The following is a 26,458-nucleotide window of genomic DNA, read 5'->3' as shown; positions in this document are numbered from 1 at the left end:
TCCTGGTTTCGACAGGCTCAACCACCGGAAAATTAGTTGCTGAGGTAGGCGAGGAGGTCGTGGCGGGTGAGGATTCCCACGGGGGCGCCGACGAACGTCACCATTACGGTGTCCACGTCGGAGAGCAGCTCGCGGGCTGCGGAGATGGTTTCCAGCGAGCCGATGACCGGCATGCGGGGGCCCATGTGCTCGGAGATCTTGTCCGTCAGCTTGGCCTCGCCGCGGAACAGCTTGGAGGTCAACGTGCGCTCGTCCACGGCGCCGAGGACCTCGCCCATCACCACCGGCGGTTCCTGCGAGAGGACCGGGATGTGGCTGACGCCGAACTCGTTCATGATGTTGATGACGTCGCGGACGGTCTCGTTGGGGTGGATGTGGACCAGGTCCGGCAGCTCGCCGGTCTTGGACTTGATGACCTCGCCCACGGACGCTTCCTCGCCGCCGGAGAGGAAGCCGTAGGAACGCATCCACTGGTCGTTGAAGATCTTGGCGAGGTAGCCGCGGCCGGAGTCCGGGAGGATGACCACCACCACGGCGCTTTCCGGGAGGTCGCGGGCGGTCTGCAGCGCAGCCACCACCGCCATGCCGGACGAGCCGCCCACCAGCAGCCCTTCCTCGCGGGCCAACCGCCGGGTCATGGCGAAGGAATCGGCGTCGGTGACGGCAATGACGTCGTCCGGGACGGATTTGTCGTAGTTCGCCGGCCACATGTCCTCGCCCACGCCCTCGACGAAGTACGGGCGCCCGGTGCCGCCGGAGTAGACCGAACCTTCGGGGTCCGCCCCGATCACCTTGACCCGGCCGCCGTCGGCCTCCGGACGGTCCGCCGAGATCTCCTTGAGGAAACGGCCGGTGCCGGTGATGGTGCCGCCGGTGCCGGCGCCGATCACGCAGTGCGTCACGGTGCCGTCGGTGTCCTGCCAGATTTCCGGCCCGGTGGTCTCGTAGTGGCTGCCGGGGGCGGCCGGGTTGGAGAACTGGTCAGGCTTGTAGGCGCCCGGAATTTCCGTCACCAGGCGGTCCGAAACGCTGTAGTAGCTCTGCGGGCTGTCCGGGGCCACGGACGTGGGCGTGACGACGACTTCGGCGCCATAAGCCTGAAGCACGGCGCGCTTGTCCTCGCCAACCTTGTCCGGCACCACAAAAATACACTTGTAGCCCTTTTGCTGGGCCACGAGCGCCAGGCCCACGCCGGTGTTGCCTGACGTCGGCTCAACGATGGTCCCGCCGGGCAGGAGCTTGCCGGTCCGTTCGGCCTCTTCGATCATTTTCACCGCGATGCGGTCTTTGATGGAACCGCCGGGATTGATGTATTCCAGCTTCACCAGGACAGTGGCTTTGAGGCCTTCCGTCACGTGGTTGAGCTTGATGAGCGGCGTGTTTCCGATGAGGTCCAGGACGGACTGCGCGTACTTCATAGGTACAAAGTTACCGCCTGCCACCACAGGTCCTGCCCGGGGCTCAGCTCCCTGCCGAGGAATCTGTGTGCCAGAGGCCCAGGGTGTTGCCTTCGGTGTCCTTGAAATAGGCGTAGTAGCCCATGCCCGGAACGGCGTCCTTTGCCTGGGCGACGGTACCGCCGGCGGATTCGACCTGCGCCAAGGCGGCGTCAACGTCCTCCACATCGATGGTGATGACGGGGGTCTTGAGGTTGTCCGTGCGCGGGGTCAGGGCCCCGTTGATGGCCCCGGGCGCGCTTGGCATGCCTGTCTGCTCGTCCGACGGCGTGGTGATGGCGATGGTGTAGTCCATCTCCTGCATGGGGGTCAGGGTCCAGCCAAACGCACTTTGGTAAAAAGTGTTGGCGCGTTCCTTGTCATCGGAGGGGATCTCGAAATGCACAACTCCAGCCACAGCATGCTCCTTTGAATGCGAGGGGAAGGCGCGGACTCCCCGCGCCACACGATGGAGTCTAGTCCTGGCATCTTCGGTCTGAAAGGGGCTCCGGAAGCGGCGTTGTCAGCCCACCGTGGGACCATGAATACATGACCATCCTTGACGCTCCGGCCCGGCTTGCCGCCGCCGCGGATGCGTCCCTGCGCTGGCATCCGGACGGCCCGTACAGCCTGCACCAGACGCTGGGAACGCTTCTGCGGGGTACCGGAGATCCGTCGTTTTCGTTCCGGCCTGACGGGTTATGGACGGCGTTTACGACGCCGGAGGGCCCGGTCACGCTGCGCCTCACCGCTGCCGCGGATGGGGCTGTTGACGCCCAGGCCTGGGGTCCCGGTTCCGCCGCCGGACTCGCCGGCGTGCCCCGGCTCCTGGGCGCCGGGGACGACTGGTCGGCCTTTGACGAACCGGACTTCCACGCCACGCTCCCCCGGATGGTCCGTGACGCCCGACGCCGGAACCTGACTGTCCGGCTGCCCTCCACCGGGCGGGTGGTTGATTGCCTCGTGCCCACCATCCTCGAGCAGAAGGTCACCGTTATTGAGGCCCGCCGCGGCTACCGGTACCTGATGTACCGGTTCGGCCCGCCGGCTCCGGCGGCCGGAACCGCGGCGCCGGACGGGCTCCGCCTCCAGCCTACGCCTGAGCAGTGGCTGCGCATCCCCTCGTGGGAATGGCACCAGGCCGGCGTTGGACCACAGCGTTCGGCGACCGTCATGCGGGCGCTGCGATCCGCCGTCGCGCTTGAACGGCTGGCCGCCCTGCCGTCCGCGGAGGCGGCAGCAAAACTGCAGGTGATTCCCGGTATCGGGGTGTGGACCGCGGCCGAAGTGGTGCAGCGGACCCACGGCTGCCCGGACTCCATCGCGGTGGGCGACTACCACCTCGCCGCCTATGTGGGCGCCGCGCTGACCGGCCGCCGGACCGACGACGCCGGCATGCTGGCCTTGCTTGAGCCATGGACCGGGCACCGGCAGCGGGTGGTCCGGATGATCGGGCTGAGCGGCTTCCGCAAACCGACGTTTGGGCCGCGGATGACCATCCAGGACCACCGCCGGCACTGACGGTTCCGCCGTGGACTCCAGCTTCAGATGGGTATAGCGTGGCGCCATGGAGCCCGCACCAGAGCCCCGGAATTCCGAAATTCTCTGGAGTCAGCCATGATCCACACTGACAAGCTAACCAAGACATTCACCGTCAAGAAGGAAACGGTAGAAGCCGTCAAGGGAGTCGACATCGATGTTGCCCCGGGCGAGCTTGTGGCGTTCCTTGGCCCGAACGGCGCGGGCAAATCCACCACGCTCCGCATGCTCACCACGCTGCTCCGGCCCACGTCCGGCACGGCAACTGTCGCGGGTGTGGACGTCGCCGCGGATCCGGCCGGGGTACGCGCCCGGATCGGCTATATCGGCCAGGGCAACGGCGGCGGCCACAGCTTCCGGGTCATCGACGAACTCGTGATGCAGGGCCGCTTCTACGGTATGAACTCCACGGATGCCGCCGCCCGGGCGCAGGAGCTGCTGAAATCCCTGGACCTGGCCGACCTCGCCAAGCGCACCGTCATCAAACTGTCCGGCGGGCAGCGGCGGCGGATGGACGTGGCCCTCGGGCTGATGCACTCCCCGCGGCTGCTGTTCCTCGATGAACCGTCCACCGGCATGGACCCGCAGAACCGGGCCAACCTCTGGGAGCACATCATGCGGATGCGCGCCGAGCATGGCACCACCATCGTCCTGACCACGCACTACATGGACGAGGCCGATTTGATGTCCGAGCGAGTGATTGTGATTGACCACGGGCAGATCATCGCCGATGACACAGCCGCCCGGCTGAAGGCCAACCTGGCCGGTGACCTGCTCGCCGTCGAGGTTGCGGCGGATTCCGCCGCGGGCGTGCGCGGGCTGCTGGCGCGGGCCGCCGCGGGCGGTGAGGTCAACGAAAACTTGTACGACGGCGTGGTCCGCTTCCGCCTCCGGCTCACCGAAGGCGCACGGCTGGCACCGGCGCTGTTGCAAGAAATGAACGACGCCGGCGCTCCCGCCCAGTCCCTGGAGCTGAAACCGCCCACCCTGGACGATGTGTTCCTGGAGCTGACCGGCCGCAATCTGCGGGAAGGAGCAAACCGCTGATGGCTGTGCAAAGCACCGAGGTCCTGGAAAAGCCGGGCCTGATCCAGATCCTGCATGACACCAGATTCGTCTTCTGGCGCGAGATGCTGCTGCCCCTGCGGGACCCCTTCTCGCTGGTCTTTTCGCTGCTCCAGCCGCTCGTGTTCCTGGGCCTTTTCGGACCCTTGCTCGGGGCGGCCGTGGGCGCACCGGCATTCGGCGGCCAGTCCACGCTGCAGTGGTTCCTGCCCGGCGTCGTGGTCATGATTGCCCTGTTCGGCACGTCCATGACCGGCTCCAACCTGCAGTACGAACTGATGACCGGTTCCTATGAGCGGATACTGGCCACGCCGCTCTCCCGCTCGTCGCTGATGATCGGGCGGGCGCTGAAGGAGTGGGCGCCGCTGGTGGTGCAGGGCCTGCTGATCGCCCTGGTCTGCATCCCGTTCGGCTTTGTCTTCTATCCGCTGCACGTACTGTTCGGCCTGGTCATCCTGGGCATTTTCGGCATCGGACTCGGCGCCCTCTCCTACGCGCTGGCCCTGGTATCGCAGAACAAGGAGTGGATCTTCTGGGGTGTGCAGCAGACGCTGCTCTTCCCGCTGATGATCCTGTCCGGCATCATGCTGCCCATCGAGGCCGGGCCGGACTGGATGAAGACCGCCAGCCTCTTCAATCCCCTGACTTACCTGGTCAACGCCGAGCGGGAACTGTTTGCCGGCGGCGTCGGGACCGACACGCTCCTGGGCCTCCTCGCCGCATCGGTGACAGCCGCCGTCGGGCTCGTTGTGGGTGTGCGGACCATCAACCGCAACATCAATTAGGGCCCCTGCGGGCGGCGTAAGCAGCGGCTTCAGCACGGTTGCGAAGGCCGAGCTTCTCTAGCACGCTGCTTACATGGTGGGCCACTGTTTTGTGGCTGATGAACAGCTGCACCGCAATTTCAGGATTTGAATAGCCCTCCACCAGCAGCCCCAGGATTTCATGCTCTCGCCGGGTGAGAATGCCTGCCTCGCGGGGAACGGACCGGCCCCCGGCGCCCCACGATCGCAGCAGTGCCGCTGCCGTATCGGCATCGTGGGACGCCCCCAGCTTGTCCAGCGCTGACAGTGCAGCGCGGGCTTCGGAGATGGCGAGCGTGGGCTGGCCTTGGGCTAAAAGACGCGCAAGTTCCAGTCGCGTGCGCGCGGCTTCCAGCGGAAGTTCCAAGTGGCCGAACCACTTGAGGGCGTCCTCAAAATACAACGTGGCAGGCTCCAGCCGGCCCTCGGCGGCTGCAACCCTGCCCCTAGCCAGGGCAGCATGCGCGGACACCAAGCGGACTCCTCCGGCGCTGGCGTCAAGGTCGCCAAGGTGCTCGGCGGCCACTGCAGCGGCAGCGGATTTTCCTGCTGCCAGCTGTGCCTCCACCAGAAGGCTGCGTGCGCCCGCTGTTTCCAGGGAGGTCCGGTGCCCACCGGCGTGCAATGTAGGAACGACCTCGCCGGTACCCTCATTTTCTGAACGAAGCCAACGCTCTGCCAGGGCCACGGCCGCCACGGGTTCGTTGCTTCCGAGGGCCAGGCCCGCCGCCACCAGGCTGGTCTCGACCGGAGCGCCGATCCTCTCGATCAAGGCCCTGGCCTCGTCGAAGTGCCCTTGGCGCACACGGAGCTCGGCGAGGCTCGCGATGGCCCTGTGGAACATGCCGGGGAAGACGTCCCTTGTACTCGCCGCCGCCCGCTGCAGCTCGGCCTCGGCTTCGGCCCAATGACCCGTCAGCAGGAGCACCCGCCCGTGGACCATGCGGCACTGAGCGTATAAGTATGGACAGCCGTAGGTCCTCATATAGTCATCTGCCGCCAGCGACCACTGGGTAGCCCGTCCGAGGTCGCTGAGCAGGTCGCAGACCGTCAGCATCGAGCAACTCGCCATGACCACCGTGTAGAACGTCGTTCCGTCGCCACCCAGGGCGCTGGCCATGGCCTCGTCAACACACCGAAGCCCGGCTTGGACTTCTCCCTCCTTGACCAGGACAACGCCACGCTCGGCCAGGGCACAGACGCCGAGGTCCGGGTCGCCCAATTCATGCGACGTGGCCAGCGCGCGCTCGATCAGGTCGCGGCAGCGATGGGCATCCGTAGCCAGCAGCGCCCCACAGTAATCAACCCACGCAAGGGACAGTCCGTCGTCCGGCCCGGACATGCTCTCCGCGCGGGCAAGCCAGCCCCGCGCCGCCGCCTCGTTGCCGAGGGACATTCCATAGACGAGGCACAGCCACACAGCGGAGTCGATGGCCTCCGGAACATTGCCCGCGCGGCGGCTGGCGGCGTAGGCGCGTTCACGGCAGCGGACGCTTTCACTGAGCTCACCGAGGAAAAAGAGGGCGTCGCCCAGGCCTGCGAGCGCGCCCGACGATCCGGTGCCTGAGAGGACCTCCTCAAAGGCGGCGCGCGCATCCGCCCACCGCCCCGCTTCCAGTGCCGCGTAGCCCCTCGCTGTCACTTCCTCCAGCGTCACGCTTCAATTACAGCACTTCACACTGCCGTTCCCTAGGACGGAACTTCGGGCGCGGCCGAACCGAATCCGCCTGATGGGCGCTGCCGGCATCGGCCACAAAATGGGTCAGTTGACCCATCCGCCCGGCCTTGGAGCCGGGCAGTCTGAAGTTGTCCCGAATAACGGACAACAGGACCGATAAAGGAGCAAACGATGAGCGCGGACGCAATTGCCAAGTCAGTAGAAGCCCTTAACTCTCACGATGCGAAGGCCTTTGCGGCATTCTATGCCGCGGACGCGGTTGTCCACGACCCGAGCTACCCGCAGCCGCTGAAGGGGCGGGACGCTATTGAGCAGGACATGGTGGACCTCCTGCGGGCCTTCCCGGATGTCAGTCTCACCGTGGGGCCCGTGCTCCAGGATGGCGAGACGTTCGCAGCCGAGTACACTCTGCGCGGAACGCACCAGGGACCGTTGGCATCGCCCGGCGGCGAGATTCCCGCCACCGGAAAATCCATAATCAATAACGCCGGCGTCTTCTCGACGTTCAATGCTGACGGGGAAGTCACGGAGGAAAGCCGCTACTACGATGTAGCCGGCCTCATGGCGCAGCTTGGGGTGACCCCGGCAACCTGAGCTCGAAGCCCCGGGCCTCAAGTGTCCCGTTCGCGCTCAACGAGGGGCTCAGACAGCGCGAACGGACACTTGCGGCCCCACGTCGAGGTCTTGCTGCCCACGATCGTCAGACCCTGTCAGAGGCCCAGCCGGGCCACGGCTTCCTCTCGCATCTCGACTTTGCGGATCTTCCCGGAAACGGTCATGGGGAAACTTTCGCGGACGTCCACGTATCGGGGGATCTTGTAGTGGGCCAGTTTCCCGCGGCAGAAGTCGGCGATGGCGGCCACGTCCAGCGGGTCCGCGCCGGGCTTGAGGATGATGCAGGCCATGAGTTCCTCGCCGTACCTGGCATCGGGCACCCCGATCACCTGCACGTCCTGGATGGACGGGTGGCTGTACAGGAACTCCTCGATCTCACGCGGGTAGATGTTTTCGCCGCCGCGGATCACCAGATCCTTGATGCGGCCTTCGATGACCACGTAGCCCTCGTCGTCCATCCGGGCGAGGTCGCCGGTGTGCATCCAGCGTTCGGTGTCGATGGTCTCCGCGGTCTTGTCCGGCTGGTCCCAGTACCCGGCCATGACGGCGTAGCCCCGGGTGCACAGCTCGCCGATCTCGCCGCGCTCCAGCACCTCGCCGGTGCCAGGGTCCACGATCCGGTTTTCCAGCCTGGGCATGGTGCGGCCCACGGTCTCGGTGCGATGCTGCAGCGTGTCACCGTTACGGGTCATGGTGGACACCGGGGAGGTCTCGGTCATGCCGTAGCAGATGGCGACATCCACCATGTGCATCTCCGAGATCACCCGGTTCATCACATCGATGGGGCACACCGATCCCGCCATGACGCCTGTCCTGAGCGTGGCCAGGTCGTAGGAGGAAAAGTCCGGCAGGGCCAGCTCGGCGATGAACATGGTGGGCACACCGTACAGCGATGTCCCGCCAAAGTCCTGGACCGCCTCCAGCGCGGCCGCCGGCGTGAAGCCGCGCCCGGGGATGATGGTGGCCGCACCGTGGCTGAGGGCTGCCAGGTTGCCGATCACCATCCCGAAGCAGTGGTAGAACGGCACCGGAATCACCACCCGGTCGTGCTCGGTGTAGCCCAGCAGCTCACCGATGGAGTAGCCGTTGTTCAGGATGTTGTGGTGCGTCAGCGTGGCACCCTTGGGGAAGCCCGTGGTCCCGGACGTGTACTGCAGGTTAATGGGATCGTGCGGGCCCAGCTCCGCCATGCGGGCCTTCAGTCCGGAATGGCCGACGGCGTCAGCCCGCTTGAGCAGCTCGGCGTACGTCAGCTCACCGTCACTTTGGGGGTCACCGGCGTCGAGCCCGTCCAGGCCATAATCCGGCAGGAACACCAGTTCCCGGAGGTCAGGACAGCCGGCAAGCGCCAGGCGGGCCATCCCCACGTAATCGCTGTTCCGGTCCGACGGTGCCGCCACCAGCATCCGCATGCCGTTCTGCTTCACCACAAACTCCAGCTCGTGGCTCCGGTAGGCCGGGTTCACGTTCACCAGGATGGCACCGGCTTTGGCCGTGGCGTACTGCAGCAGCGTCCACTCGGCGCAGTTCGGGCTCCAGATGCCCACCCGGTCGCCCTTGGCCACCCCCGAGGCGAGCAGTGCACGCGCGAGGCGATCGACGTCGTCGTTCATTTTCGTGTAGCTCCAGCGGCGGGCGTCAGCGCCCGGGACCGGCGCGGCCTCGATCAGCGCGTCGTGGAAGGGGAACCGGGCCACCGCCCGTTCAAAGTTCTGGCCGATGGTTTCCTCGAGGAGCGGGACGTCAGTGTCCCCGGCTGTGTAAGCGCGCATGGTGGCACGCTACCGTCTGGCTCCCGGCAATGAAAGCGCAAGAGAAGCGCAACAGGAGGGTGTCCGCGCGTAAACAGGGCGGGCGTGCATCCCGAGTCCCGGTATTGTGAAATCCATGAGTGCACCCATCGACCTGCAGGCAACGTTCATCCCCAACGACGGCGAGTTCTTCCGTGTGAAGCTCGCCCTGGAAATCGCCATCGACGAGGTGGTCAACGAACCCGGCTGCATCCGCTACGAGCTGACCGAAGCCACCGAAGAGAAGCTGGTCCTCACGGAACAGTGGGAATCCGAGGAACTGCTTGCGAAGCACTCCAAGGGCACCGCGGTCCAGGACCTGAACGAATCCCTGAGCGCGCTGCTGGCCGAGCCCGTGCAGCTGGACCGCCTGTAGCCTTCGCTTTAACCATCGACTGCTCCGTAAGGGCCCTATTGAACGTTCAAAAGGGCCCTTACGGAGCAGTCGATGGTGTTTAAGGGGGCTAGGAGCGCTTACGCCCCGGGGATCTGCGAACCGTCCTGCGGGCCCGAGCTCTTGGTGACGGCCGGGGTGCTTGCCGCGGCCGCTGCCGCTTCTGCCTGCGAGCGCGCCACATGGGCGTGAACCTCGTCCATGTCCAGGGCCTTGACCGCGTCAACAACCTGCTCCAGCTGCTGGGCGTTCAGGGCGCCGGGCTGAGAGAAGACCAGAACTTTTTCGCGGAAGGCCATCAGGGTGGGGATGGACGTGATGCCGGCCTCGGCGGCGAGCTGCTGCTGGGCTTCGGTGTCCACCTTCGTGAACAGGACGTCGGAGTGCTTCTCCGATACGGCGCTGTATGTGGGCCCGAACTGCTTGCAGGGACCGCACCATTCAGCCCAGAAGTCCACCAGGACAATGTCGTTGCCTTCGATGGTCGATGCGAACTGTTCACCTGTGATGTCTACGGTAGCCATGCCTTCAACGGTACGCGAGGCGCAGGCGGATGTCCCAGCCGGGTGCGCCCTGTTCGCTCCCCGCGTCATCGGGAATATCCGCCGGCAGCCGCCCGGGGAATCATGTCAAGATGCCCGCGTAGCCCTTATCGAAGAATCATTTGATTGTGCCCGGATGGTCGGTTGGCTTTTGGGGCCTTGCTTTGTCGTGGTCAAGGTGAGCAGCTCGGAGCAGAGGGCTTGAACTTGACGTTGGATTGCGGCTGGATTCAAGGGCTTGTTCTCCCTCTTCAGCTTGGCCTTCACGACTTTCCGGACGGTGCCCTCGTCGGCCAGGACCCGTTCGTATGGGGTCGCCGGCAGGTCATACTTCTTGGTGATCTTTGGGCCGGTTCGGATCTTCTGGACGAGTTTCTGCTGGGGTCCAAAGTGGTTGGTCAGCTGCCCTTGCAACGCCCAGATCCGGTTCAGCAGCTCCAGCTCCGCCGCTGTGTCGTAGCGGTGATATCCGACGGTTTGCCGGACAACATGCCAGTTCTTCTGTTCCACATGGGCGCCGTCATTTTTGTTCCCGGGCCTGGACCGGGTGAAGGTCAGTTGCTCCTGCTCACACCACCGCAGCAGCTCCCAATTGATGAACTCGCTCCCGTTGTCCGAATCGATCCCGACGATCGGGAACGGGAACGCCGCGGTGGCTTCCTTGATCGCGGCGAACACCCATTTCTGGGCCTTGTTCCTCACCGACCGGGTCTCGGTCCACCCGGTGCAAATGTCAGTGATTGTCAGGGTGAAGCAGAACTCACCCAAGGAATTGCCGCCCTCGTGGCCGACCAGATCAATCTCCACAAAACCGGGCACCGCATCGTCCCATTCGGCCCAGGTCCGCATCGGGATGGAGTCTTTGAGCAGTGTTCCGGGCTTGGTGTGGGAACGGCCCCTTGGGTCGAGTTTCCCCCGGTCTGGCTTGAGCCGGCGGTCGATGGTGGCCGGGGCGATCTTCAGCAACAACGCCGCCGTCCCGTCCTCGATACTCAGCTCCTTGAACCGGCGCAGCCGCGGAACCAAATCCGGCAGCGCTGCTGCCAGCAGACGCCCGCACGGGGTGCCCTGGACGGCCCAGCAGAACCGCAACGCCTCGATCACGTCGTCGCCGTAGACCGGGGCCCTGAGCGGCCGGGCCTTGACCTGTCTGAGCACCAAGGCCTGCCGCAGGGCCTTCCGCGCATGGTCACGGTGCCAAAGCGTCAGGGCGCACAGCTCGTCCAGGATGGTCTTCTTGGCCGCACGGTCCGACCGGGCATATCGGAGGGCAGTGGTCTTCGTGACGGCCTTGCGTTCGCTCATCGAAAGCTCCATGGCTCACAGTGCCGGGCCGGCAGATACCGCCCCAGCAGACGCGCCGCTACGCGGGCATTACCAAATGATTCTTCGATAGCAGCTACGCGGGCATCTTTGATGAGTCAACGCGAGCCGTGTACACCGGGCACGGCGGGGCCTACCCTTGGGGTCATCAGCCGCTGACTGCCGTATACAGGAGGGTTCATGGCCCAGGCTATCTCCACCCGGTCCCTCACCAAAAAGTTCGGCCGGCGCGAGGTGCTCCACGGGGTGGATTTCAGCGTCGAAGCAGGCTCCGTGTTCGGCGTGATCGGCCCCAACGGCGCGGGCAAGACCACCACCATGCGCTGCCTGCTGGACATCATCCGCCCCACGTCCGGGGAGGTCCGCGTCCTGGGCAAGGACCCCCGTGCTGGCGGCCCGGAGCTCCGCCGGCGGATCGGTTACCTTCCCGGCGAGCTGTTCCTCGAGGGCCGTGTCACGGGCCGGACACTCCTGGCGCACTACCAAGCCATCAGTGGTCCAGTGGCCCCGGGCAGGATCGATGGCCTTGCCGAACGGCTTGGCCTGGACCTGGACCGCCACACGCGCAAACTGTCCAAGGGCAACAAGCAGAAGCTCGGCCTGGTCCAGGCGTTTATGCACGATCCCGATCTCCTGGTCCTTGACGAGCCCACCAGCGGCCTGGATCCGCTGGTCCAGCAGGAATTCCATGCGATGGTCCGCGAGGCGCAGCACAACGGCCAGACCATCTTCCTCAGTTCCCACGTCCTTAGCGAGGTCCAGCAGACGGCAGACACTGTGGCGATCCTCCGCGACGGCCGGATCATCGCCGTCGAGTCCGTGAGCGGGCTCCGGGAAGGTGCGGTGCGCCGGGTCCGGTTCACCGCGAACGGAATAACAGCGCACGACGCCGGCGCGCTGCTGGGCCGGGTGCCCGGCGTCGGGCATTTTGAGGTGCTGGAGTCCGACGGCAGCATCACCCTTTCGGCCACCGTGGAGGGGGCCATCCAGCCGCTGGTCAGGGCCCTGGGCACCCTGGAGCTGACCGACCTGGTGCTGGGGGAACCGGACCTTGAGGAGTCTGTGCTCAAGATGTACTCAACTCCCGCAGCCACGGACCCGGCATTGCCCGGCACGGCGGAGGCCGCGCGATGAGCACCACCACCTTGCCGCTGTTCCGCCGGGCCTTCTTTGATTCCTGGCGCTCCACCGTCGCATGGGCCGCGGGCCTGGCCGCCGCCACGTTCCTGTACCTGCCGCTGTACCCGTCCATCGGCGGGAGCGCGCAGATGCAGGACATGATCGACGCCCTCCCGGCCGAGATGACCAAGGCGCTGAACTACGACCAGATCGCCACCGGTCCCGGGTACACCCAGGCCACGCTGTTCGGGCTGATCGGCTTCCTGCTGATGACCATCGCTTCGGTGGGGTGGGGCGCCGCCGCGGTGGGCGGGGACGAGGAATCCGGCCAGCTGGAACTGACCCTCGCGCACGGGGTGACCCGCGTCCAGGTGGTGCTGGAACGAGCGCTGTCCCTGTTCCTGCGGGTAGTGCTGCTCGCGGCCTTCGTTTTTGTGCTGGTCCGGCTGCTCAACGATTCGGCCCAGCTGAATATCCGGCCCGAGAATCTCTTCGGCGCCGCGGTGCTGTTCGCGGGGCTGGCACTGCTGAGCGGAACGGCCGCGCTCTGCGCCGGGGCCGTGTCCGGCAGGCGGACGTTCGGGCTGGCCGCGGGCGCCGCCGTCGGCGTTTTTGGTTACGTCTTCAACGCCGTCGGCCGGCAGAGCGAGGACGTGGAGTGGCTGCTGGACCTGAGCCCTTACCACTGGGCTTACGGAAATTCCCCGATGGCCAACGGCGCGGACTGGGCGGCCGCCGGGTGGCTCTGGGGAATTTCGGCGGCGCTGGTGGCCGTGGCCGCGTTCGCGGTGAACAAGCGCGACGTCGGCACGTAGCTTCCGGGTGACCGGCGCTCAGGCCCTGGTTTCCGGGGTGAGGCTGTCCCAAAGGTGCGGCGCCGGCGTCCGGCTGCCGGGCAGGGCGTTGGTCTCGCGCCATTCGTGGATCCATCCGGGCAGCACCAGGTCCGCCGGGGGCTGGCCGAACTCCCGCAGGATCTCCTCCTGGCTGACCGGTCTGCCCTTGTTGACCAGGCGGGTGGCGATGTAGGCACGCGCGTAAATCTCGCCGTCGGACACCATGCGCTGCTCAAAGTAGATGGCCTTGGCATCCAGGCCGATGATCTTTGATTCGATAGTGTACTGCTGCCACAGCTGCAGCGACTTCCGGAAGGCGATGGTCTCCCCCGCCGCCACCGGGCTCCAGCCGCGTCGGCGCATCGTCTTCCACACGCCGCTGCGGACCATCAGGTCGAACCGGCCCAGGTCCATGAGGGAAAAGTACATGCCGTTGTTGACGTGCATGGCGATGTCGATATCGGTGGGCAGGACGCGCAGCGGCAGGGACGACGCGTCCCAGATTGTCAGTGCGGAGCGGCGGGCGGACGTGAACAGCATCAGGAGGGTTCGCAGAAGCAGGTGCATTCCTCAATGTTACCCATCAGTAACTTGCTGGCAAGTCCGTAGGTCCGGCCCGCCACGTAGGATGTGGCGCATGACGCAACAACGCTACCGGGACCTCGCCGAGTGGCCCCTGATGGGGACTGCACTGGTTTTCCTGGCGGCGTACGCGTGGCAGGTGATTGGCCGCGTCGACGGCAGCGGCGCGGAATGGCTTGAGACGGTGATGTGGCTGACGTGGGGTATTTTCGCCCTTGATTTCGCCGCCAACCTGTGGCTGGCCACGGACCGCCGCCGCTGGTTCCTCTGGAACCTGCACGAACTCCTGATCGTGGCCCTTCCGTTCTTCCGGCCGCTGCGCCTGCTCCGGCTGGTCACGCTGCTTTCGGTGCTGCACAGGACCATCGGCGAGACCCTCAGGGGCCGGGTGGTCACGTACGTGGCCGGGTCAGCGGCGCTGCTGGTCTTTGTGGGTGCGCTGGCTGTGCTGGACGTTGAACAGTCGGCCCCGGACGCCAAGATCCTGACGTTCGGCGATGCTCTCTGGTGGGCCATCACCACCATCACCACGGTGGGTTACGGCGACATGTACCCCGTGACGCCGATCGGCCGGCTGGTGGCCTCGGCGCTGATGATGAGCGGCATTGCCGTGCTGGGTGTGGTCACCGCGTCCATCGCTTCCTGGCTTGTCCAGCGTGTAGAGGAGTCCACGGAAGCCGCCGCGGAGTCCGTGGAGGAACCGTTGCGGGCAGAGCTCGCCGGCCTGGCCACGGAGATCGCTGCGCTGCGGCGCGAAGTGGCCGAGCTCAAGGACCGCCCCTCGTTGTAAGGGATGTCCCGGTAGAAATGTCCAGCGGGGCAGCCGGCTGGACACCGAGTAGTCGCCGCCGCGGGGCCAAGTATTCGGCGGAAAAATTCAGGTAACGCCTACTGGTGCAGTGCCTGGCGCAGCTTCCTAGACTCGAAATTCCTAGGGCCAAAACAAAGTTGCCGGCGCATCCTCCGAGCTGGGGTGGATGATGCCGCTTCATAGCGGGCATCCGTATCTTCTGGGTATGCGGGCGCTCCCATCATGCGCGCTTTCCGTGCGCGGTTCCGTCATAGACCGGCACCGCGCAGCGCATCACTCCTCGATCCGTCCTGCATTGGAACTCGCGGCACCACTGCCGCCCTGTTGCCGGACCGACCTGCGATGGGCCACCCATGTTCCAGTTGACCGCACCTACTCCCGAACCACCCCGCCGAAATTTCGAAACCGATGTCCCGCGGGCCGATCTCCTGACACCGGGGCGCGGGCCGATCAGCAACAAGCTGTGGGCCGGCATGGCCACCGCCGCCGTGATTTCCGCCTTCGGAGTCGGCGCTTTGGCCGGCCCCGTCCCCACGGCAGAGATATCCGCGCCGCCGGAGGCCATCACGACGGCGGCGTCGCCAGTTGTGCGCGTTGCCCGGCCTTTGGCCGCGGTGCCGTTGGATGCGCCCTATGTTGGGTCCGTTGAGTTTGGCAGTGCGGGAGCTGGCACTGCGCAGCCGGAAGTCGCAGAAGCTGCGGTGCCTGCGGCGCCTGCCGAGGCTCCCCCACCACCGCCAGCGCCCGAACCTGCTCCGGCACCCGCCGGCGACCCCAACCTCTACACGGTTGTCCCCGGCGATACCGTGGGTGGGATCGCCGGCCGGTACGGCGTCGACACGAACGCAATGCTGGCCGCCAACGGGCTGGGCCTTTACAGCATCATCGTCCCGGGCCAGACGCTGAAGCTGACGGGGCCCGCCGTCGAGGTTTCCGCCCCGGCACCGGCGCCGGCAGCGGTTGCGGCGGCACCCGCTGCTGCTTCACCGGCCTACATCCCCGCCACGGCGCCGGTCCAGGCCGCGCCCGCTGTCCGCACCATCTATGTCGCGGGCGCTGGCGGACAGGCCATGGTGGACGCGTGCATCGGGCCGATCCACTACACACCCAACGACGGCTACTCGCTGTTCATCACGGAGCACGACTTCTGCGGCGGGTGGGCGCGCTTCTCCGGCATCGGCGTGGGCGAGACCGTCAGCATTCCGGGCTACGGGACATACACCGCGACGGCCCGGGGCCAGGTCCCCAACCCGGGAACCACCAACGATGTCATCGCGGTATTCGGCGGATTCCCCCGGGCCATCCTGCAGACGTGCATCCCGGGGACCAACCAGATGCTCCTGATCGCCCTGAACTAGGCTCTGGTCCGGCCGGGTTTCGCGGTCCAGAGTTTCCAAAGCTTGTTCGCGGTTCCGAACCTACAAGGCAAGGAGCCGCGAACAAGGCCATGCGGAAATTAGTCAGACTATGCAGACATAGGGTGGCGTTCCGAAATGTGCTCCACCAGTTCGCCCACGCGCTCCTCGCTGTAGTTGCGCGCAATGTCACCCTGGCTGATGATGCCGACCATCTTGTGGTCGACGATGACCGGGAGCCGCCGGATCTGGTGCCTCTCCATGATTTCGATGGCTGCGTCAACACTGGCGTCGGCGTCCACCCAGTAGGGCTTGCCGTTGGCCAGTTCGCTGGCCAGCATCTCGCGGGGATCACGATCGGCAGCAACGCACCTGAGCACGATGTCGCGGTCGGTGATCATGCCCTTCAACTTGCCGTCATCGCCGCAGATCGGCAGCGATCCACAATCCAGATCCAACATCATCCGAGCGGCATCTGCGAGGGACTGATGCTCCTTAATACACTGTGCATCCGTGGTCATAAATTCACGTACAACGCTCATGGTTCTCCTTCATCGATTGATGTATCGACGCAGGGCATCGGGGTCACATGCGCCGATGGTGCCAGCCTACGCCGGGCCCAACGCTGATGTCGACGGCGGTTTCTCCCCTTTGGTCAACTCCCCTGCACGCGCGCCAAAGAGTGCCGCTAGTTATGGATATTGGTTTCGATATATCGGGTGAGCCATTCTTGAAGCTGCGCGGTGTCCCAGCTGGGTGTGGCAACGAGGAGTACTTCGCGGTCTTCGCGGACCACGCCGGTGATCCCGTCCTCCTTCGCGAGGGTTTTGACCAGCCGGTCCACCTCCCGGGAGTACTCGTTGGCGATGTCCTCCCGCAAAGACACCTCAAGCTCCCGCCCGCGGAGTGCGTCTTCGCCTAGGTCCTCGACCTCGATAAGCGGTTCGTCCTCAACGACTGTTTCTCGTCATTACCGTTCAGCTGCTTGATGGCGGCGGCTGCCATGCGAGCCAGCTTGTCATCATCTGAGGGGAGCCGCCCGCTTGCCTGTCCTCGGGCAAGGCCTGGAACCAGGTCAGCCAGTGGAACCTCCTGGTTGTCGTGCACGAGCACTGGGTGGTTCTGCCAGATGTAGGACTTGATCCGGTTGTAGCCGACCCGCCATTCCGCTCTGGGTGCTCCTTGCTCCACGACGCTGCACAAGTAGGAGATAACCCCATCGATGATGGCAATTGACTCTGGCGACAGGGTCGGCTCTATGCAAATGTCGTAGCGGAGCCACGACGGGCCGGTCGAGGTATCAGACTCAGCGGTTTCCGCCGTTCGCTCAGGTACTCGACTCGCACCTTCGCTGAGCACGCAACGACGATTCCGTCGCACGAGATATTGAAGTTGCAGGACGCGGTTTCCTTGCAGCGTTTCTCTCCAGGTCCGCAGCTTGCTGGCGGATTCCCTAAGGGACATTTGTTGCCGCAGCTGCACTTAGGAGCCAATGGGCTGAGGTTGCTCCCTTGCACAGCGCCCGCGAGAGCCGCGGTAAGAACGCTGTTCCCCTGAATGCTGCCGCCGCAGATCTGCGTTTGCGCTTCCTGACCCTTGGCAACCGCGTCTCCGGGTGGCGCCGACGACCCGGCTACTCCGACGGCCGCGAGGGCTGAGATAAGAGTTGCTCCCGATGCCAAGCGACGAACACTGTTTATGACTTGCTCACGATTTCCATAGGTCAGACGATAAGGGACCGGGACTCAGTGGGTCCGGTCCACGGGGCGGGTGAGCGTACTGGTATTTACGCCCGCAGCAGCGCGGATTGAAGCGGACTTTCGACGCCGATCGAGGCGAGCAAGTCGGGTCAGCATCAAGCTGGAGGCGCCCGATTTCTGAGAAAATTGCCGGGCGAGGTCAAGAATTTTTGCCCACTTCACGACCGCACGCCTATCTTCGGGGAAATGCATTGATTCTGGCCGCAAAGAGCGCTACTGTCGGCCGCACGAGCCGGTAGGAGACGTCGGGCCAAAGGGGCGACATGATGCATCTGGCCAGTGGATTGCTCAATGGAAACCACCTTGACGCGCGTAAACCCCGACGCCGTCTGCTAACGAGTAAGCGTGCCACGAAGGGAGCCGATCGCTCTTCATCCGTTCCACGCACGTTCCGTCCGGACATAGAGGGTCTTCGCGCGATCGCAGTTCTACTGGTCGTGCTGGACCATGTAGGCGTGCCGGCGCTGCAAGGAGGCTACGTCGGTGTCGACGTCTTCTTCGTGGTCTCCGGCTTCCTCATCACCGGCCTCCTGCTCAAAGAAGCTGAACGGGGTAGGCGGATCTCCCTCTTGTGGTTCTATGCACGACGGGCTCGGCGAATCCTGCCTGCCGCGACTCTTGTCCTCGCCGTCACAGTAGTCTCATCCTTCGCTTTGATCGGCGGTACGAGTGCTGCTCGAACCGCCGAAGACGGGCAATGGGCCGCGCTTTTCGCCAGCAATTTTCGCGAAACCTCACAAGGGACGGACTACTGGGCCAGCGACCTTTCTCCATCCCCGTTACAGCACTATTGGTCACTGGCCATCGAAGAGCAGTTCTACCTGTTATGGCCAGCCTTAATGATGGCGGTCGCTGCGATCGGATGGAGAGCTCCGCTACGCACGCGACTGACGGTTCTCCTCGCTGTCACGATTGCAGTCTCCCTCATGTGGTCGGTGTACGCGACGACGGAGAACGCGAGTGCGGCCTACTTCTCTCCCTTGACGAGGACCTGGGAACTTGCGGCTGGCGCAATTCTTGCCGTGCTCACACCGACGATCATGCGGCTGCCGGTTTTTCTTGCTGCCGTTACGAGTGTGTCCGGACTCATCGCGATTGCGGCAGCAGCGCTCACGCTGGACGAGTACACCAGGTACCCAGGGTCCGCTGCTATTCTTCCGGTTGGCGGAACGGTTCTTGTGATAATCGGCGGGACAATCACACCGAAGCGAGGAGCCGAAGTGCTCCTGCAGTGTCGACCTCTGCAATGGCTTGGCAAGCTCTCTTATTCCCTGTACCTGTGGCACTGGCCCGTGCTGATCCTCCCCGCGGCATCGCTCGGGACCGAACTGGCGATGACCACCAAGCTTGCCTTTGTCGGTGTGGCGCTGGCCTTGTCTGTCGTTACCTTCAAGTATGTGGAATTGCCCGTACGGAACTCCAACTGGCTCAAGGCCCGCCGGCCGTCAGTCAGCGTGGCTTTCGGCGCCGCACTGGTGGCGCTATCACTTGGCCTCACGAGCAATCTGGTGTCGATCCTGCCCAAGCCTTCCCCCACAGACAAAGTAGGCGATTTTGCAGTTGCCCCTGGCAGTGACCTACCGACGGCTGACGAAGTGGCAAAGGCCGTGGCTGACAGCGTAAACGTCGCAGGGTGGCCGCCGGAGCCGCCTGTTGGGAGATTCCTCTTCAACCAACATGCCTGTCTAAGGGGCCTAGATGCCCCAACAGGTAAAGTCACATGCAGTTATGGTGACGCCAGCGGCGGCGAGACAGTCGTGGTTTATGGCGACTCGCACGCTCAGATGTGGGAAAGTCCGCTCGGCGTGACAGCCACTGAACTTGGGCGGCGCTTCGAAGTCTTTTCGATGTTCTCGTGTCCGCCAGCCGACTTTTCGGTCTACAACGCGAAGCGCAAGGGTGATTATCCCGAGTGCAATGCATTCCGTGCTGACTCGCTGGCGAAGATCGAGGCACTTCACCCGAGCGTCGTCCTCATCTCGGGTCAGCGCCAGGGTACTTGGCTTGAGAAGGATGGGCGCCCTGACAAAGAAAACACGGAGGCCGCCTGGGAGGAGGGTCTCGCCTCGACCATAAAGTCATTGAGCGCGATAAGTGGTCGTGTGGTCGTGATCGGGGACATCGCGTACTCGGAAAAGGATCCCGAGGACTGCGTCACATCGAATTCCGACGACGTCCGTCGCTGCCACACTCAGCGGAGTTACGCGGTGGACACCGAACACAATGAGATGGAGAAGCGCGTCGCCGAGGCCGGTGGCGCGGAATACGTGGACGTTGTTCCGTGGTTGTGCGCGGAGGATGTCTGTCCCGCGGTTGTCGCGGGATATGCAACCCATATGGATGCTCAGCACATCTCCACCAACTACGCCCTGTGGTTGCGTCGGTCTCTTGCTGAGGCGGCCGCCTTGCTTCCCTGATGTGGCGTCAGCAGCGTTGTGCGCGCCGCCGGTGGGTTGGCGTTTGGGTGTCAAGCAAGCCTCCGTAACGAAAAGGGCGGCCTGTGACCGATACATGCGTCATCTGAAGGAGCCAAGATCAATATCAACAAAAATCGACTGTAGTCTTTCCATTCGTCCGTTGGTCAGCGGTAGGCAGACGTGGCGGGCTCTAATACTTTCAAAGTGCTTTAAAACCGACGCGACCATTGACTCGGCTTTGTTATTAACAGGGCGGCGTCAGCATGCCCTCGACCCGTCGGCAGGAAGCCAGGGCCAGATGAACAGAGACCAGATGTTGGCCCCAGATGCCGGTTCTTTCCCCAGCGGTGATGGCCTAGGTGCAGCACAATACCAGGAGGGCGCACGGGCGGCACAGCTCGGCTGCCCGTTGCTGGAGACGATGGTCTTCGGCCATCCATTCGGTCCCTCCGTTGCATGGCAGCGTGGCTCGGACCTGGGCGTTCATGAGGGCGCTGAACTCGGGCACGCTGGCCGCGGTGTCCTTGAATCGGCGGGGATTAGTCACGAGGGCCCCGATTGGGTTGTGGCGGGATTCCCGGGCGTGGATGGTGGGGTTGTAGGCGGACCATTCCATCGGCAGTCCGGCGAGGGTTGCCGCTAAGGCGAAGGCGCCGTTGGGTAGGTAGAGTCCTTCGGTGTTCCGCTCGTAGACGTGCTTCCAGTAGTAGGTGGAGCGGTCGTCCTGGACGCCGCCACTGAGCACCGGCTGGGCGCACTGTTTGAGGTGGCCATCCTCTCCGGTATGCGCCGCGGTGAACTGTGCGGCCTCCGCTGGCAGGACGTAGACCTTGCCGCCCGCCGCCTGGTTATCTGTGTGCAGCTTGTACAGGTAGGCAAGGAAGTAGTGGAGGGCACAATCAAAACGGATGCCGGACAGGACCGCGTGGTCGCACTGTCAGACCGGGACGTCGCCGCTCTTCTGACGTGGCAGTTCCAGCAGGGGCAGGAACGCGAGGCATGGGCAGACGCCTATCAGGACTCGGGCCGCGTGTTCACGTACGAGGACGGCAGCCAGCTCCGCCCGGGCTACCCGTCCAAACTCTTCGAGCTGATGGTGGAGAAGCTGGGCCTCCCGCACATGCGCTTCCATGACCTCCGCCACCTCCACGCGTCTCTAATGCTGGCCACGGGGCAGGACATGGCCATTGTGTCCAAGACCATGGGACACAGCAACAGCCAGATCACCCGCGACCTGTACGCGCACATGGTGGGAGACGCCGCCCACAACGCCGCGGAAGGTGCGTCCTCACTGCTGCCGATGTCAAAGAAAAGCCAAGGTGTGCTCACAAGTGTGATCACCGGGAAGTAAAAAAGACCCGCCCGCACCTCCGAAGAGATACGAACGGGTCTAAATTCCCCTAGAATCCGGGGCGGTGGCAGATGAGGGATTCGAACCCCCGTAGGCGTTGCCAGCTGATTTACAGTCAGCCCCCTTTGGCCGCTCGGGTAATCTGCCGAACTTCAAAAGAAGATCACCCCCGGCTGCAGTGGTCAGAACGTTCGTTTCCGGGCCGTTCCGCTTCCAGTAACCGCGGGCAAGACAACTTTACAGAACTTCTGCCGAAACATCGAATCGGGGCTGCGTACGGTCCGAAAGCAGCCCAAAAGGCCCGTGATTCCGGGGATTTCGACGGAGGATCAAGCGTCGCCGAGAATCCGTCCGGCCAGCCGCGCCTCGAACTTCACGGCCTGCTCCTCGGTGATCTGGTTCAGCTGGACCGCCCGCAGCAGGTCCTCGCTCACACCCTCCATGCGGGCCGAGGCATCCGGGACCGGACTGAAGACGATGGAGCCTGCCAGGGCTGCAGCGGCGACTGACGTGGCAGCAGTGGCAACGGCGCCCGCGGCTGCGGCGGTGGTTCGGGTGACATAACGGACGGCTTTGTGTTGCATGGCTTTCCCTTCGGCCTGTTTCCAACTCGTTCAACTCTCGCCTGCCCGGCTTCGTTCCCGCAGTGCGTTCGCTATGAGGGAACTGTGAATCAGTAACAGCGCCGAATCCACGCCAGCGCCACACACGCACCAGCGCCACAGGCGGGCGATCCGTATTAGGCTGGAATGCAGAGATCCACGCCCTGCAGAGCCAATGTCAGGGCAACCACCGGCACAAGGAGAATCATGGCAGGCGAGTCAACGTTCGACGTCGTAAGCAAAGTGGACAAGCAGGAAGTGGCCAACGCGCTGAACCAGGCACAGAAGGAACTCGTCCAGCGCTACGACTTCAAGGGCGTCGGAGCCGAGGTCGACTTCAGCGGCGAGAAGATCCTGATGAAGGCGAACTCGGAGGAACGTGTGCTGGCCGTGCTGGACGTCCTCCAGTCCAAGCTGATCCGCCGCGGCATCTCCCTGAAGTCCCTGGACACCGGCGAGCCTTACCCCTCCGGCAAGGAATTCCGTCTGGAGGCCTCCATCAAGGAAGGCATCGAGCAGGACCTGGCCAAGAAGATCAACAAGCTGATCCGCGACGAAGGCCCCAAGGGCGTCAAGTCCCAGATCCAGGGCGACGAACTCCGCGTCTCCTCCAAGTCCCGCGATGACCTGCAGTCTGTTATGACGCTGCTGAAGGGCTTCGACGAGGCGGACCTGCAGTTCGTCAACTTCCGCAGCTAGCGGACCAAGCGCTCGTTTTCGAGGCGCAAAAATTCTGCCGCTGACAAAAGACGCCGGCGCTACCGGAATACGGGCAGCGCCGGCGTTTTTGCGTGTCCCGGGCGAAAGTACGACGGCGGCACCCGGGTCGGCCAGTCAGCCTCAGTTCAGCGGCCGGCCGGCAATCCGTTCCAGCCGGGCGATCCGCTCCTTCATCGGCGGGTGCGTGGCGAACAGTTTGGTCATCGCCCCGCCCCGGAACGGGTTGGCGATCATGAGGTGCGAGGTGTTGACCAGCTTCTGCTCCTGCGGCAGCGGCGCGATCCGGACTCCCTGCTCAATCTTGCGCAGGGCTGAGGCGAGCGCCAGCGGATCGCCAGTGAGCTGCGAACCGTCCTCGTCGGCGTCGTACTCCCTGGTCCGGGAGATGGCCAGCTGGATGAGCGAGGCGGCAAACGGTGCCAAAAGGGCCATCGCCAGCATGGCCAGCGGGTTGGAGTTGCGCCGGTCGCCGCCGAAGAACAGCAGCATCTGGCCCACGGACGTGATGACGCCGGCCACCGCGGCCGCCACCGAAGACGTCAGGATGTCCCGGTTGTACACGTGCATCAGCTCGTGCCCCAGGACCCCGCGCAGTTCGCGGGCATCGAGCAGCTGCAGAATCCCTTCGGTGCAGCACACGGCGGCGTTTTTGGGATTCCGGCCCGTGGCGAACGCGTTCGGGTTCATGGTGGGTGAGAGGTAAATGCGGGGCATCGGCTGGTTGGCCCGGACGGAGAGCTCCCGGACAATCTGGTAGAGCTGTGGCGCCTGGGCCTCCGTGACGGGGTAGGCCTGCATGGAACGGATGGCGATCTTGTCGCTGTTCCAGTAGCCGTACGCGGTGGTGGCCACGCCGATCAGGGCCATGATCCAGATGGGCGCTGAACTCCGGGTATTGATCCCGATCAGTCCGCCCAGGCCCAAGAGCACCGCCCACAGGACGCCGAAGAGCGCCGCAGTTTTCAGGCCGTTGTAATGCTTGTGCACGTCCACTCCTCCACGTCGCCCTGGCAAAGTTGCCCCGACAAGTTGCCCCAACAAGGCATGGCCCTAAGGCACCGGGTCGCGGGCATCGTACTGCCGGAAGCCCGGCTGCAGCTGTGCCGCCAGCCAGGCCACCGCGATGCACAAAGCCCCGCCCAGAAGCAGGACCCAGCCCTCACTGAGAATCTTAGTCCCGCCGCCTGCCAGCAGGTCACCCACGCGCGGCCCACCGGCCACCACCACAATGAAGACCCCCTGCAGCCGTCCCCGCAGGTGGTCCGGCGCGGCGGCCTGCAGGATGGTGTTGCGGAAGACGGCACTGATGGAGTCGACGATTCCGGCCAGAGCGCAGCACAAAGCCGCCGGGACCAGCCAAACTGTGGCCCCGCCGTCGTCCGTCCGTCCTGCCAGGAGCACCACCACACCGAAACCGGCAATCGAGGCGCCCCAGCCCATCACCGACCAGACCACGGCACTCCCCTGCCACCGGACATGGCCGAGCGGCCCGGAGAACAGGCCGGCCAGGAATGCGCCCACCGCGCTGGAGGCCAGCAGGATGCCCACCGTGGCTTCGCCGCCGCCGATCATCAGCGCACCGATGGCCGGCATCAGCGCGCGCGGCTGGGCCAGGATCATGGCGACGAGGTCGATGATGAAGGTCATCCGCAGGTTGGGCCGGGTGCCCAGGAACCGGAACCCTTCGGCGACGGACCGGATCCCGGCCCGCCCGGCGCTTCCCGACGGCGGCATGGACGGCAGCCGGAAAACGGCCCAGAGCACAAACGCGAAGCTGATGAAGTCGATGGTGTACGTCCAGCCGAAGCCCACCCACGCCACCAGCACCCCCGCCAGCAGGGGTCCCACCGTCAACGCCAACCCGAACGACATCATGCTGAGCGCGTTGGCCGCGGGAAGCAGTTCCTTGCGGATAAGCGTGGGGATAATGGCACTGCGGGCCGGCTGGTTGATGGCCTGGGCACCGCTTTGCAGCGCCACCAGGAGGTAGAGAATCCAGACGTTTCCCAGCTGCAGCCAGGACTGCAGCGCGATCAGGCCGGTGGTCAGCCACAGGACGGAGGTTGCCAGGAGCGCCACCGTGCGGCGGTTGTGGGAGTCGGCGATGGACCCGCCCAGCAGGCCGCCGAACACCAGCGGCACCAGCGCAAACACACCCAACAGACCCACATAGAAACTGTCCTGCGTGAGCCGGTACACCTCCAGGCTCACGGCCACCAGCGTGAGCTGGCTCCCCACGGCCGAGACGGCGGAACCCAGCCAGAGCCGGCGGAAGGCCGGGCTCTCCCGGAGCGGTGTGATATCGGCCAGCAGTTTCCCCACCCTGCAACCCTAATGGCGCAGCAGTGTCCTGTTCTGTCACACGCTTGGTATCCTCAGGCGGGGGAAAGGAGTCGGCTTATGCATGTGTCCAGGCGGCTGCTTTTTGCCTCGGCTTTCTGGGAGATTGCCCGGCCCCGGACCGCCCTGAACGCCGGCCATCTCCTAATCAGGCTCACGAATCCGGCCATGGCGTTCGATCTCCGCTCCGCCACCGACTGGCTCCACTGCCACAACATTGCCCGGCAGGCCCTCGCCGAAGTTCTGGGCGCCGGACGCTGCACCGTGGTGTTTGCGCACCAGTGGCACCCCATCGGAGCGGCCATCGGCGAACCGGAAGCGGAATCCTCCACGCCCACGTTCCACGTCTTCGGGCGCTGGGACGCCGAGCCGGTGACACCCGGCGAACAGCTGCGCCTTCCCATTCAGCGCCGCGTGCCGGCCGCAGCGGAAGAACTCAAAGAGTACGACGGCGGCCTCCGCACCGCCCTGCACCGGCTGGCTTTGGAGCGCCCGGGGGACGCGAGATGGCAGTTCACGGCAGTGTCGGGCGGCGACACTGCCGTGAACTGCCATCTCGCGGAGCCGGACCCCGACATCACGTCCAGGGCCCCGCAGTTCAAGGCCGGGGCGCACCACACCGTGCTCGCGCCGGCGTTGCCGCCGGCGTCGGGCGGTCCCGGCCTGACACCCGGCCACCTGCTGGCGCTGGCCGCCGCCGTCGAGAGCCAGGCAACCCGCCCCGGCGTGACCGGGCTGAGCTGCGTTGTGCCGGAGCCCGGACCCGGCGGCCTGGAAGTCCATGCCATGGGCCGCTCGGCAGGAGAATCCCGCAACCCCATGCAGGAATTCCTGGATCTGCCGAAGGTAAGCCAAGCCTTATTGTGATCGACTCATAATAAGTGCTTCAATAGAGGCATGACGGAACACTTTGGCGGCCACGATGCATGGGCTGCCGCCCTGCGCGCCCACGGCCGCCGGGTGACCAAGCAGCGGCTCGCCGTGCTGACCGCCGTCGAACATCATCCGCACTCCCCTGCGGAGAGCATCCTGGCCGCCGCGCGCACCGAACTTCCGGAGCTGACCGCGCAATCGGTATACGTGGTCCTCGGCGACCTGACCGATCTGCACATGCTGCGCCGCTTCGAGCCACCGCATTCCCCCGCCCTGTACGAGACCCGCGTCGGTGACAACCACCACCACGCCATCTGCATCAGCTGCGGCCGCGTGGAGGACGTCGAATGCGCCGTCGGGCACGCCCCCTGCCTCACCCCGCACTGGGATGAGAACTCCAAGCCGATGACCATCCAGATCGCCGACGTGATGTACCAGGGCATCTGCCAGGACTGCCAAGCATCCCAAAAACTTCCTTCTAAAACATCCCAAGTAATCGAGAAATAG

General features: G+C 64.9%; 28 protein-coding genes and 1 tRNA gene. 15 read left to right on the top strand and 14 right to left on the bottom strand.

Annotated elements, in window-relative coordinates:
• Positions 1-32 precede the first annotated feature (32 nt).
• Positions 33-1,418 (bottom strand): cystathionine beta-synthase, encoded by a 1,386-nt coding sequence (locus MUN23_RS15000; RefSeq protein ID WP_248759467.1) that lies wholly within the window; start codon positions 1,416-1,418, stop codon positions 33-35.
• A gap of 43 nt (positions 1,419-1,461) precedes the next feature.
• The gene (locus MUN23_RS14995; protein ID WP_248759466.1) at positions 1,462-1,854 is read right to left on the bottom strand and encodes a VOC family protein; all 393 of its coding nucleotides are present in this window, start codon (positions 1,852-1,854) and stop codon (positions 1,462-1,464) included.
• 131 nt (positions 1,855-1,985) lie between these two features.
• Between MUN23_RS14995 and MUN23_RS14990 the strand changes: the two genes are divergently transcribed.
• The 3 genes from MUN23_RS14990 (at position 1,986) to MUN23_RS14980 (ending at position 4,825) form a co-directional block, all read left to right on the top strand.
• Positions 1,986-2,957, top strand: a complete 972-nt coding sequence (locus tag MUN23_RS14990; RefSeq protein WP_248759465.1) for a DNA-3-methyladenine glycosylase — start codon at positions 1,986-1,988, stop codon at positions 2,955-2,957.
• A gap of 96 nt (positions 2,958-3,053) precedes the next feature.
• The gene (locus MUN23_RS14985; RefSeq protein WP_248759464.1) at positions 3,054-4,022 is read left to right on the top strand and encodes an ATP-binding cassette domain-containing protein; all 969 of its coding nucleotides are present in this window, start codon (positions 3,054-3,056) and stop codon (positions 4,020-4,022) included.
• Entirely contained in the window at positions 4,022-4,825 is an 804-nt protein-coding gene (locus tag MUN23_RS14980; RefSeq protein ID WP_248759462.1) for an ABC transporter permease, read from the top strand. Before MUN23_RS14985 ends, MUN23_RS14980 begins: the two co-directional genes overlap by 1 nt.
• On the opposite strand, the gene MUN23_RS14975 is transcribed toward MUN23_RS14980, so the two are convergent.
• Entirely contained in the window at positions 4,818-6,500 is a 1,683-nt protein-coding gene (locus MUN23_RS14975; RefSeq protein WP_248759460.1) for a LuxR C-terminal-related transcriptional regulator, read from the bottom strand. The two genes, MUN23_RS14980 and MUN23_RS14975, sit on opposite strands and share 8 nt — an antisense overlap.
• A gap of 192 nt (positions 6,501-6,692) precedes the next feature.
• Here MUN23_RS14975 and MUN23_RS14970 point away from each other — a divergent pair, with 192 nt between their 5' ends.
• The gene (locus tag MUN23_RS14970) at positions 6,693-7,115 is read left to right on the top strand and encodes an ester cyclase (protein ID WP_248759458.1); all 423 of its coding nucleotides are present in this window, start codon (positions 6,693-6,695) and stop codon (positions 7,113-7,115) included.
• Positions 7,116-7,231: 116 nt separating this feature from the next.
• On the opposite strand, the gene MUN23_RS14965 is transcribed toward MUN23_RS14970, so the two are convergent.
• Positions 7,232-8,908, bottom strand: coding sequence for an AMP-binding protein (locus MUN23_RS14965; RefSeq protein ID WP_248759456.1), 1,677 nt, complete (start codon positions 8,906-8,908; stop codon positions 7,232-7,234).
• A 115-nt stretch (positions 8,909-9,023) separates the two neighbouring features.
• Between MUN23_RS14965 and MUN23_RS14960 the strand changes: the two genes are divergently transcribed.
• A complete protein-coding gene (locus MUN23_RS14960; protein WP_058931640.1) occupies positions 9,024-9,302 on the top strand; it encodes a putative quinol monooxygenase in 279 nt (92 codons plus the stop codon).
• 98 nt (positions 9,303-9,400) lie between these two features.
• On the opposite strand, the gene MUN23_RS14955 is transcribed toward MUN23_RS14960, so the two are convergent.
• Positions 9,401-9,844, bottom strand: a complete 444-nt coding sequence (locus MUN23_RS14955) for a co-chaperone YbbN (protein WP_248759454.1) — start codon at positions 9,842-9,844, stop codon at positions 9,401-9,403.
• A gap of 105 nt (positions 9,845-9,949) precedes the next feature.
• Entirely contained in the window at positions 9,950-11,167 is a 1,218-nt protein-coding gene (locus MUN23_RS14950; protein ID WP_248759452.1) for a DDE-type integrase/transposase/recombinase, read from the bottom strand.
• A gap of 198 nt (positions 11,168-11,365) precedes the next feature.
• Here MUN23_RS14950 and MUN23_RS14945 point away from each other — a divergent pair, with 198 nt between their 5' ends.
• Complete coding sequence (locus MUN23_RS14945) at positions 11,366-12,319, top strand: ABC transporter ATP-binding protein (RefSeq protein WP_248759450.1); 954 nt, start codon at positions 11,366-11,368, stop codon at positions 12,317-12,319.
• Positions 12,316-13,119, top strand: a complete 804-nt coding sequence (locus MUN23_RS14940; protein ID WP_248759448.1) for an ABC transporter permease subunit — start codon at positions 12,316-12,318, stop codon at positions 13,117-13,119. Before MUN23_RS14945 ends, MUN23_RS14940 begins: the two co-directional genes overlap by 4 nt.
• An 18-nt stretch (positions 13,120-13,137) precedes the next feature.
• Here MUN23_RS14940 and MUN23_RS14935 read toward each other — a convergent pair whose 3' ends face one another.
• Positions 13,138-13,707 carry a thioesterase family protein gene (locus MUN23_RS14935; RefSeq protein ID WP_248759446.1) on the bottom strand — a complete coding sequence of 190 codons (570 nt, stop codon included), beginning with the start codon at positions 13,705-13,707 and terminating at the stop codon, positions 13,138-13,140.
• A 70-nt stretch (positions 13,708-13,777) separates the two neighbouring features.
• Here MUN23_RS14935 and MUN23_RS14930 point away from each other — a divergent pair, with 70 nt between their 5' ends.
• Positions 13,778-14,512: a potassium channel family protein gene (locus MUN23_RS14930; RefSeq protein ID WP_248759444.1), complete on the top strand. Its 735-nt coding sequence runs from the start codon at positions 13,778-13,780 to the stop codon at positions 14,510-14,512.
• A 374-nt stretch (positions 14,513-14,886) separates the two neighbouring features.
• Complete coding sequence (locus MUN23_RS14925; protein WP_248759442.1) at positions 14,887-15,891, top strand: LysM domain-containing protein; 1,005 nt, start codon at positions 14,887-14,889, stop codon at positions 15,889-15,891.
• 107 nt (positions 15,892-15,998) lie between these two features.
• Here MUN23_RS14925 and MUN23_RS14920 read toward each other — a convergent pair whose 3' ends face one another.
• The gene (locus MUN23_RS14920) at positions 15,999-16,430 is read right to left on the bottom strand and encodes a CBS domain-containing protein (RefSeq protein WP_248759440.1); all 432 of its coding nucleotides are present in this window, start codon (positions 16,428-16,430) and stop codon (positions 15,999-16,001) included.
• A 146-nt stretch (positions 16,431-16,576) separates the two neighbouring features.
• On the bottom strand, positions 16,577-16,774 hold the full coding sequence (locus MUN23_RS14915) for a hypothetical protein (protein WP_157769009.1): 198 nt from the start codon (positions 16,772-16,774) through the stop codon (positions 16,577-16,579).
• Positions 16,775-17,399: 625 nt separating this feature from the next.
• Here MUN23_RS14915 and MUN23_RS14910 point away from each other — a divergent pair.
• On the top strand, positions 17,400-17,546 hold the full coding sequence (locus MUN23_RS14910) for a hypothetical protein (RefSeq protein WP_248759438.1): 147 nt from the start codon (positions 17,400-17,402) through the stop codon (positions 17,544-17,546).
• 365 nt (positions 17,547-17,911) lie between these two features.
• Complete coding sequence (locus tag MUN23_RS14905; protein WP_371875919.1) at positions 17,912-20,065, top strand: acyltransferase family protein; 2,154 nt, start codon at positions 17,912-17,914, stop codon at positions 20,063-20,065.
• Positions 20,066-20,420: 355 nt separating this feature from the next.
• Here the strand turns inward: MUN23_RS14905 and MUN23_RS14900 are convergent, their stop codons facing one another.
• On the bottom strand, positions 20,421-20,810 hold the full coding sequence (locus MUN23_RS14900) for a hypothetical protein (RefSeq protein ID WP_248759435.1): 390 nt from the start codon (positions 20,808-20,810) through the stop codon (positions 20,421-20,423).
• A 21-nt stretch (positions 20,811-20,831) separates the two neighbouring features.
• On the opposite strand from MUN23_RS14900, the gene MUN23_RS14895 reads away from it, so the two are divergent.
• Positions 20,832-21,416 carry a site-specific integrase gene (locus tag MUN23_RS14895; protein WP_248759434.1) on the top strand — a complete coding sequence of 195 codons (585 nt, stop codon included), beginning with the start codon at positions 20,832-20,834 and terminating at the stop codon, positions 21,414-21,416.
• 65 nt (positions 21,417-21,481) lie between these two features.
• On the opposite strand, the gene MUN23_RS14890 is transcribed toward MUN23_RS14895, so the two are convergent.
• A tRNA-Tyr gene (locus MUN23_RS14890) sits at positions 21,482-21,563 on the bottom strand.
• 182 nt (positions 21,564-21,745) lie between these two features.
• Positions 21,746-22,000, bottom strand: a complete 255-nt coding sequence (locus tag MUN23_RS14885; RefSeq protein WP_248759433.1) for a hypothetical protein — start codon at positions 21,998-22,000, stop codon at positions 21,746-21,748.
• Between the two features lie 225 nt (positions 22,001-22,225).
• On the opposite strand from MUN23_RS14885, the gene MUN23_RS14880 reads away from it, so the two are divergent.
• Positions 22,226-22,717 carry a YajQ family cyclic di-GMP-binding protein gene (locus MUN23_RS14880; protein ID WP_248759432.1) on the top strand — a complete coding sequence of 164 codons (492 nt, stop codon included), beginning with the start codon at positions 22,226-22,228 and terminating at the stop codon, positions 22,715-22,717.
• Between the two features lie 141 nt (positions 22,718-22,858).
• Here the strand turns inward: MUN23_RS14880 and htpX are convergent, their stop codons facing one another.
• Both htpX and MUN23_RS14870 read right to left on the bottom strand, forming a co-directional pair.
• Entirely contained in the window at positions 22,859-23,725 is an 867-nt protein-coding gene (htpX, locus tag MUN23_RS14875) for a zinc metalloprotease HtpX (RefSeq protein ID WP_058931627.1), read from the bottom strand.
• A gap of 63 nt (positions 23,726-23,788) precedes the next feature.
• On the bottom strand, positions 23,789-25,060 hold the full coding sequence (locus tag MUN23_RS14870; RefSeq protein WP_248759431.1) for an MFS transporter: 1,272 nt from the start codon (positions 25,058-25,060) through the stop codon (positions 23,789-23,791).
• A 78-nt stretch (positions 25,061-25,138) separates the two neighbouring features.
• Here MUN23_RS14870 and MUN23_RS14865 point away from each other — a divergent pair, with 78 nt between their 5' ends.
• Positions 25,139-25,945 (top strand): hypothetical protein, encoded by an 807-nt coding sequence (locus tag MUN23_RS14865; protein ID WP_248759429.1) that lies wholly within the window; start codon positions 25,139-25,141, stop codon positions 25,943-25,945.
• 30 nt (positions 25,946-25,975) lie between these two features.
• Positions 25,976-26,458 (top strand): Fur family transcriptional regulator, encoded by a 483-nt coding sequence (locus tag MUN23_RS14860; protein ID WP_248759427.1) that lies wholly within the window; start codon positions 25,976-25,978, stop codon positions 26,456-26,458.

It is taken from the genome of Pseudarthrobacter sp. SSS035 (genome assembly GCF_023273875.1).
Taxonomy (GTDB): Bacteria; Actinomycetota; Actinomycetes; order Actinomycetales; family Micrococcaceae; genus Arthrobacter.
This window is presented reverse-complemented; position numbering and strand designations above follow the sequence as displayed.

What these genes read in the sequence shown, in the direction of transcription:
- MUN23_RS14860 (WP_248759427.1), top strand. Translation starts at nt 25,976, where the DNA reads ATGACGGAACACTTTGGCGGCCACGATGCATGGGCTGCCGCCCTGCGC.
- MUN23_RS14940 (WP_248759448.1), top strand. Translation starts at nt 12,316, where the DNA reads ATGAGCACCACCACCTTGCCGCTGTTCCGCCGGGCCTTCTTTGATTCC.
- MUN23_RS14965 (WP_248759456.1), bottom strand. Translation starts at nt 8,908, where the DNA reads ATGCGCGCTTACACAGCCGGGGACACTGACGTCCCGCTCCTCGAGGAA.
- MUN23_RS14980 (WP_248759462.1), top strand. Translation starts at nt 4,022, where the DNA reads ATGGCTGTGCAAAGCACCGAGGTCCTGGAAAAGCCGGGCCTGATCCAG.
- MUN23_RS14865 (WP_248759429.1), top strand. Translation starts at nt 25,139, where the DNA reads ATGCATGTGTCCAGGCGGCTGCTTTTTGCCTCGGCTTTCTGGGAGATT.
- MUN23_RS14970 (WP_248759458.1), top strand. Translation starts at nt 6,693, where the DNA reads ATGAGCGCGGACGCAATTGCCAAGTCAGTAGAAGCCCTTAACTCTCAC.
- MUN23_RS14905 (WP_371875919.1), top strand. Translation starts at nt 17,912, where the DNA reads ATGATGCATCTGGCCAGTGGATTGCTCAATGGAAACCACCTTGACGCG.
- MUN23_RS14955 (WP_248759454.1), bottom strand. Translation starts at nt 9,844, where the DNA reads ATGGCTACCGTAGACATCACAGGTGAACAGTTCGCATCGACCATCGAA.
- MUN23_RS14960 (WP_058931640.1), top strand. Translation starts at nt 9,024, where the DNA reads ATGAGTGCACCCATCGACCTGCAGGCAACGTTCATCCCCAACGACGGC.
- MUN23_RS14985 (WP_248759464.1), top strand. Translation starts at nt 3,054, where the DNA reads ATGATCCACACTGACAAGCTAACCAAGACATTCACCGTCAAGAAGGAA.
- MUN23_RS14930 (WP_248759444.1), top strand. Translation starts at nt 13,778, where the DNA reads ATGACGCAACAACGCTACCGGGACCTCGCCGAGTGGCCCCTGATGGGG.
- MUN23_RS14880 (WP_248759432.1), top strand. Translation starts at nt 22,226, where the DNA reads ATGGCAGGCGAGTCAACGTTCGACGTCGTAAGCAAAGTGGACAAGCAG.
- MUN23_RS15000 (WP_248759467.1), bottom strand. Translation starts at nt 1,418, where the DNA reads ATGAAGTACGCGCAGTCCGTCCTGGACCTCATCGGAAACACGCCGCTC.
- MUN23_RS14935 (WP_248759446.1), bottom strand. Translation starts at nt 13,707, where the DNA reads ATGCACCTGCTTCTGCGAACCCTCCTGATGCTGTTCACGTCCGCCCGC.
- MUN23_RS14990 (WP_248759465.1), top strand. Translation starts at nt 1,986, where the DNA reads ATGACCATCCTTGACGCTCCGGCCCGGCTTGCCGCCGCCGCGGATGCG.
- MUN23_RS14945 (WP_248759450.1), top strand. Translation starts at nt 11,366, where the DNA reads ATGGCCCAGGCTATCTCCACCCGGTCCCTCACCAAAAAGTTCGGCCGG.
- MUN23_RS14950 (WP_248759452.1), bottom strand. Translation starts at nt 11,167, where the DNA reads ATGAGCGAACGCAAGGCCGTCACGAAGACCACTGCCCTCCGATATGCC.
- MUN23_RS14920 (WP_248759440.1), bottom strand. Translation starts at nt 16,430, where the DNA reads ATGAGCGTTGTACGTGAATTTATGACCACGGATGCACAGTGTATTAAG.
- MUN23_RS14925 (WP_248759442.1), top strand. Translation starts at nt 14,887, where the DNA reads ATGTTCCAGTTGACCGCACCTACTCCCGAACCACCCCGCCGAAATTTC.
- MUN23_RS14885 (WP_248759433.1), bottom strand. Translation starts at nt 22,000, where the DNA reads ATGCAACACAAAGCCGTCCGTTATGTCACCCGAACCACCGCCGCAGCC.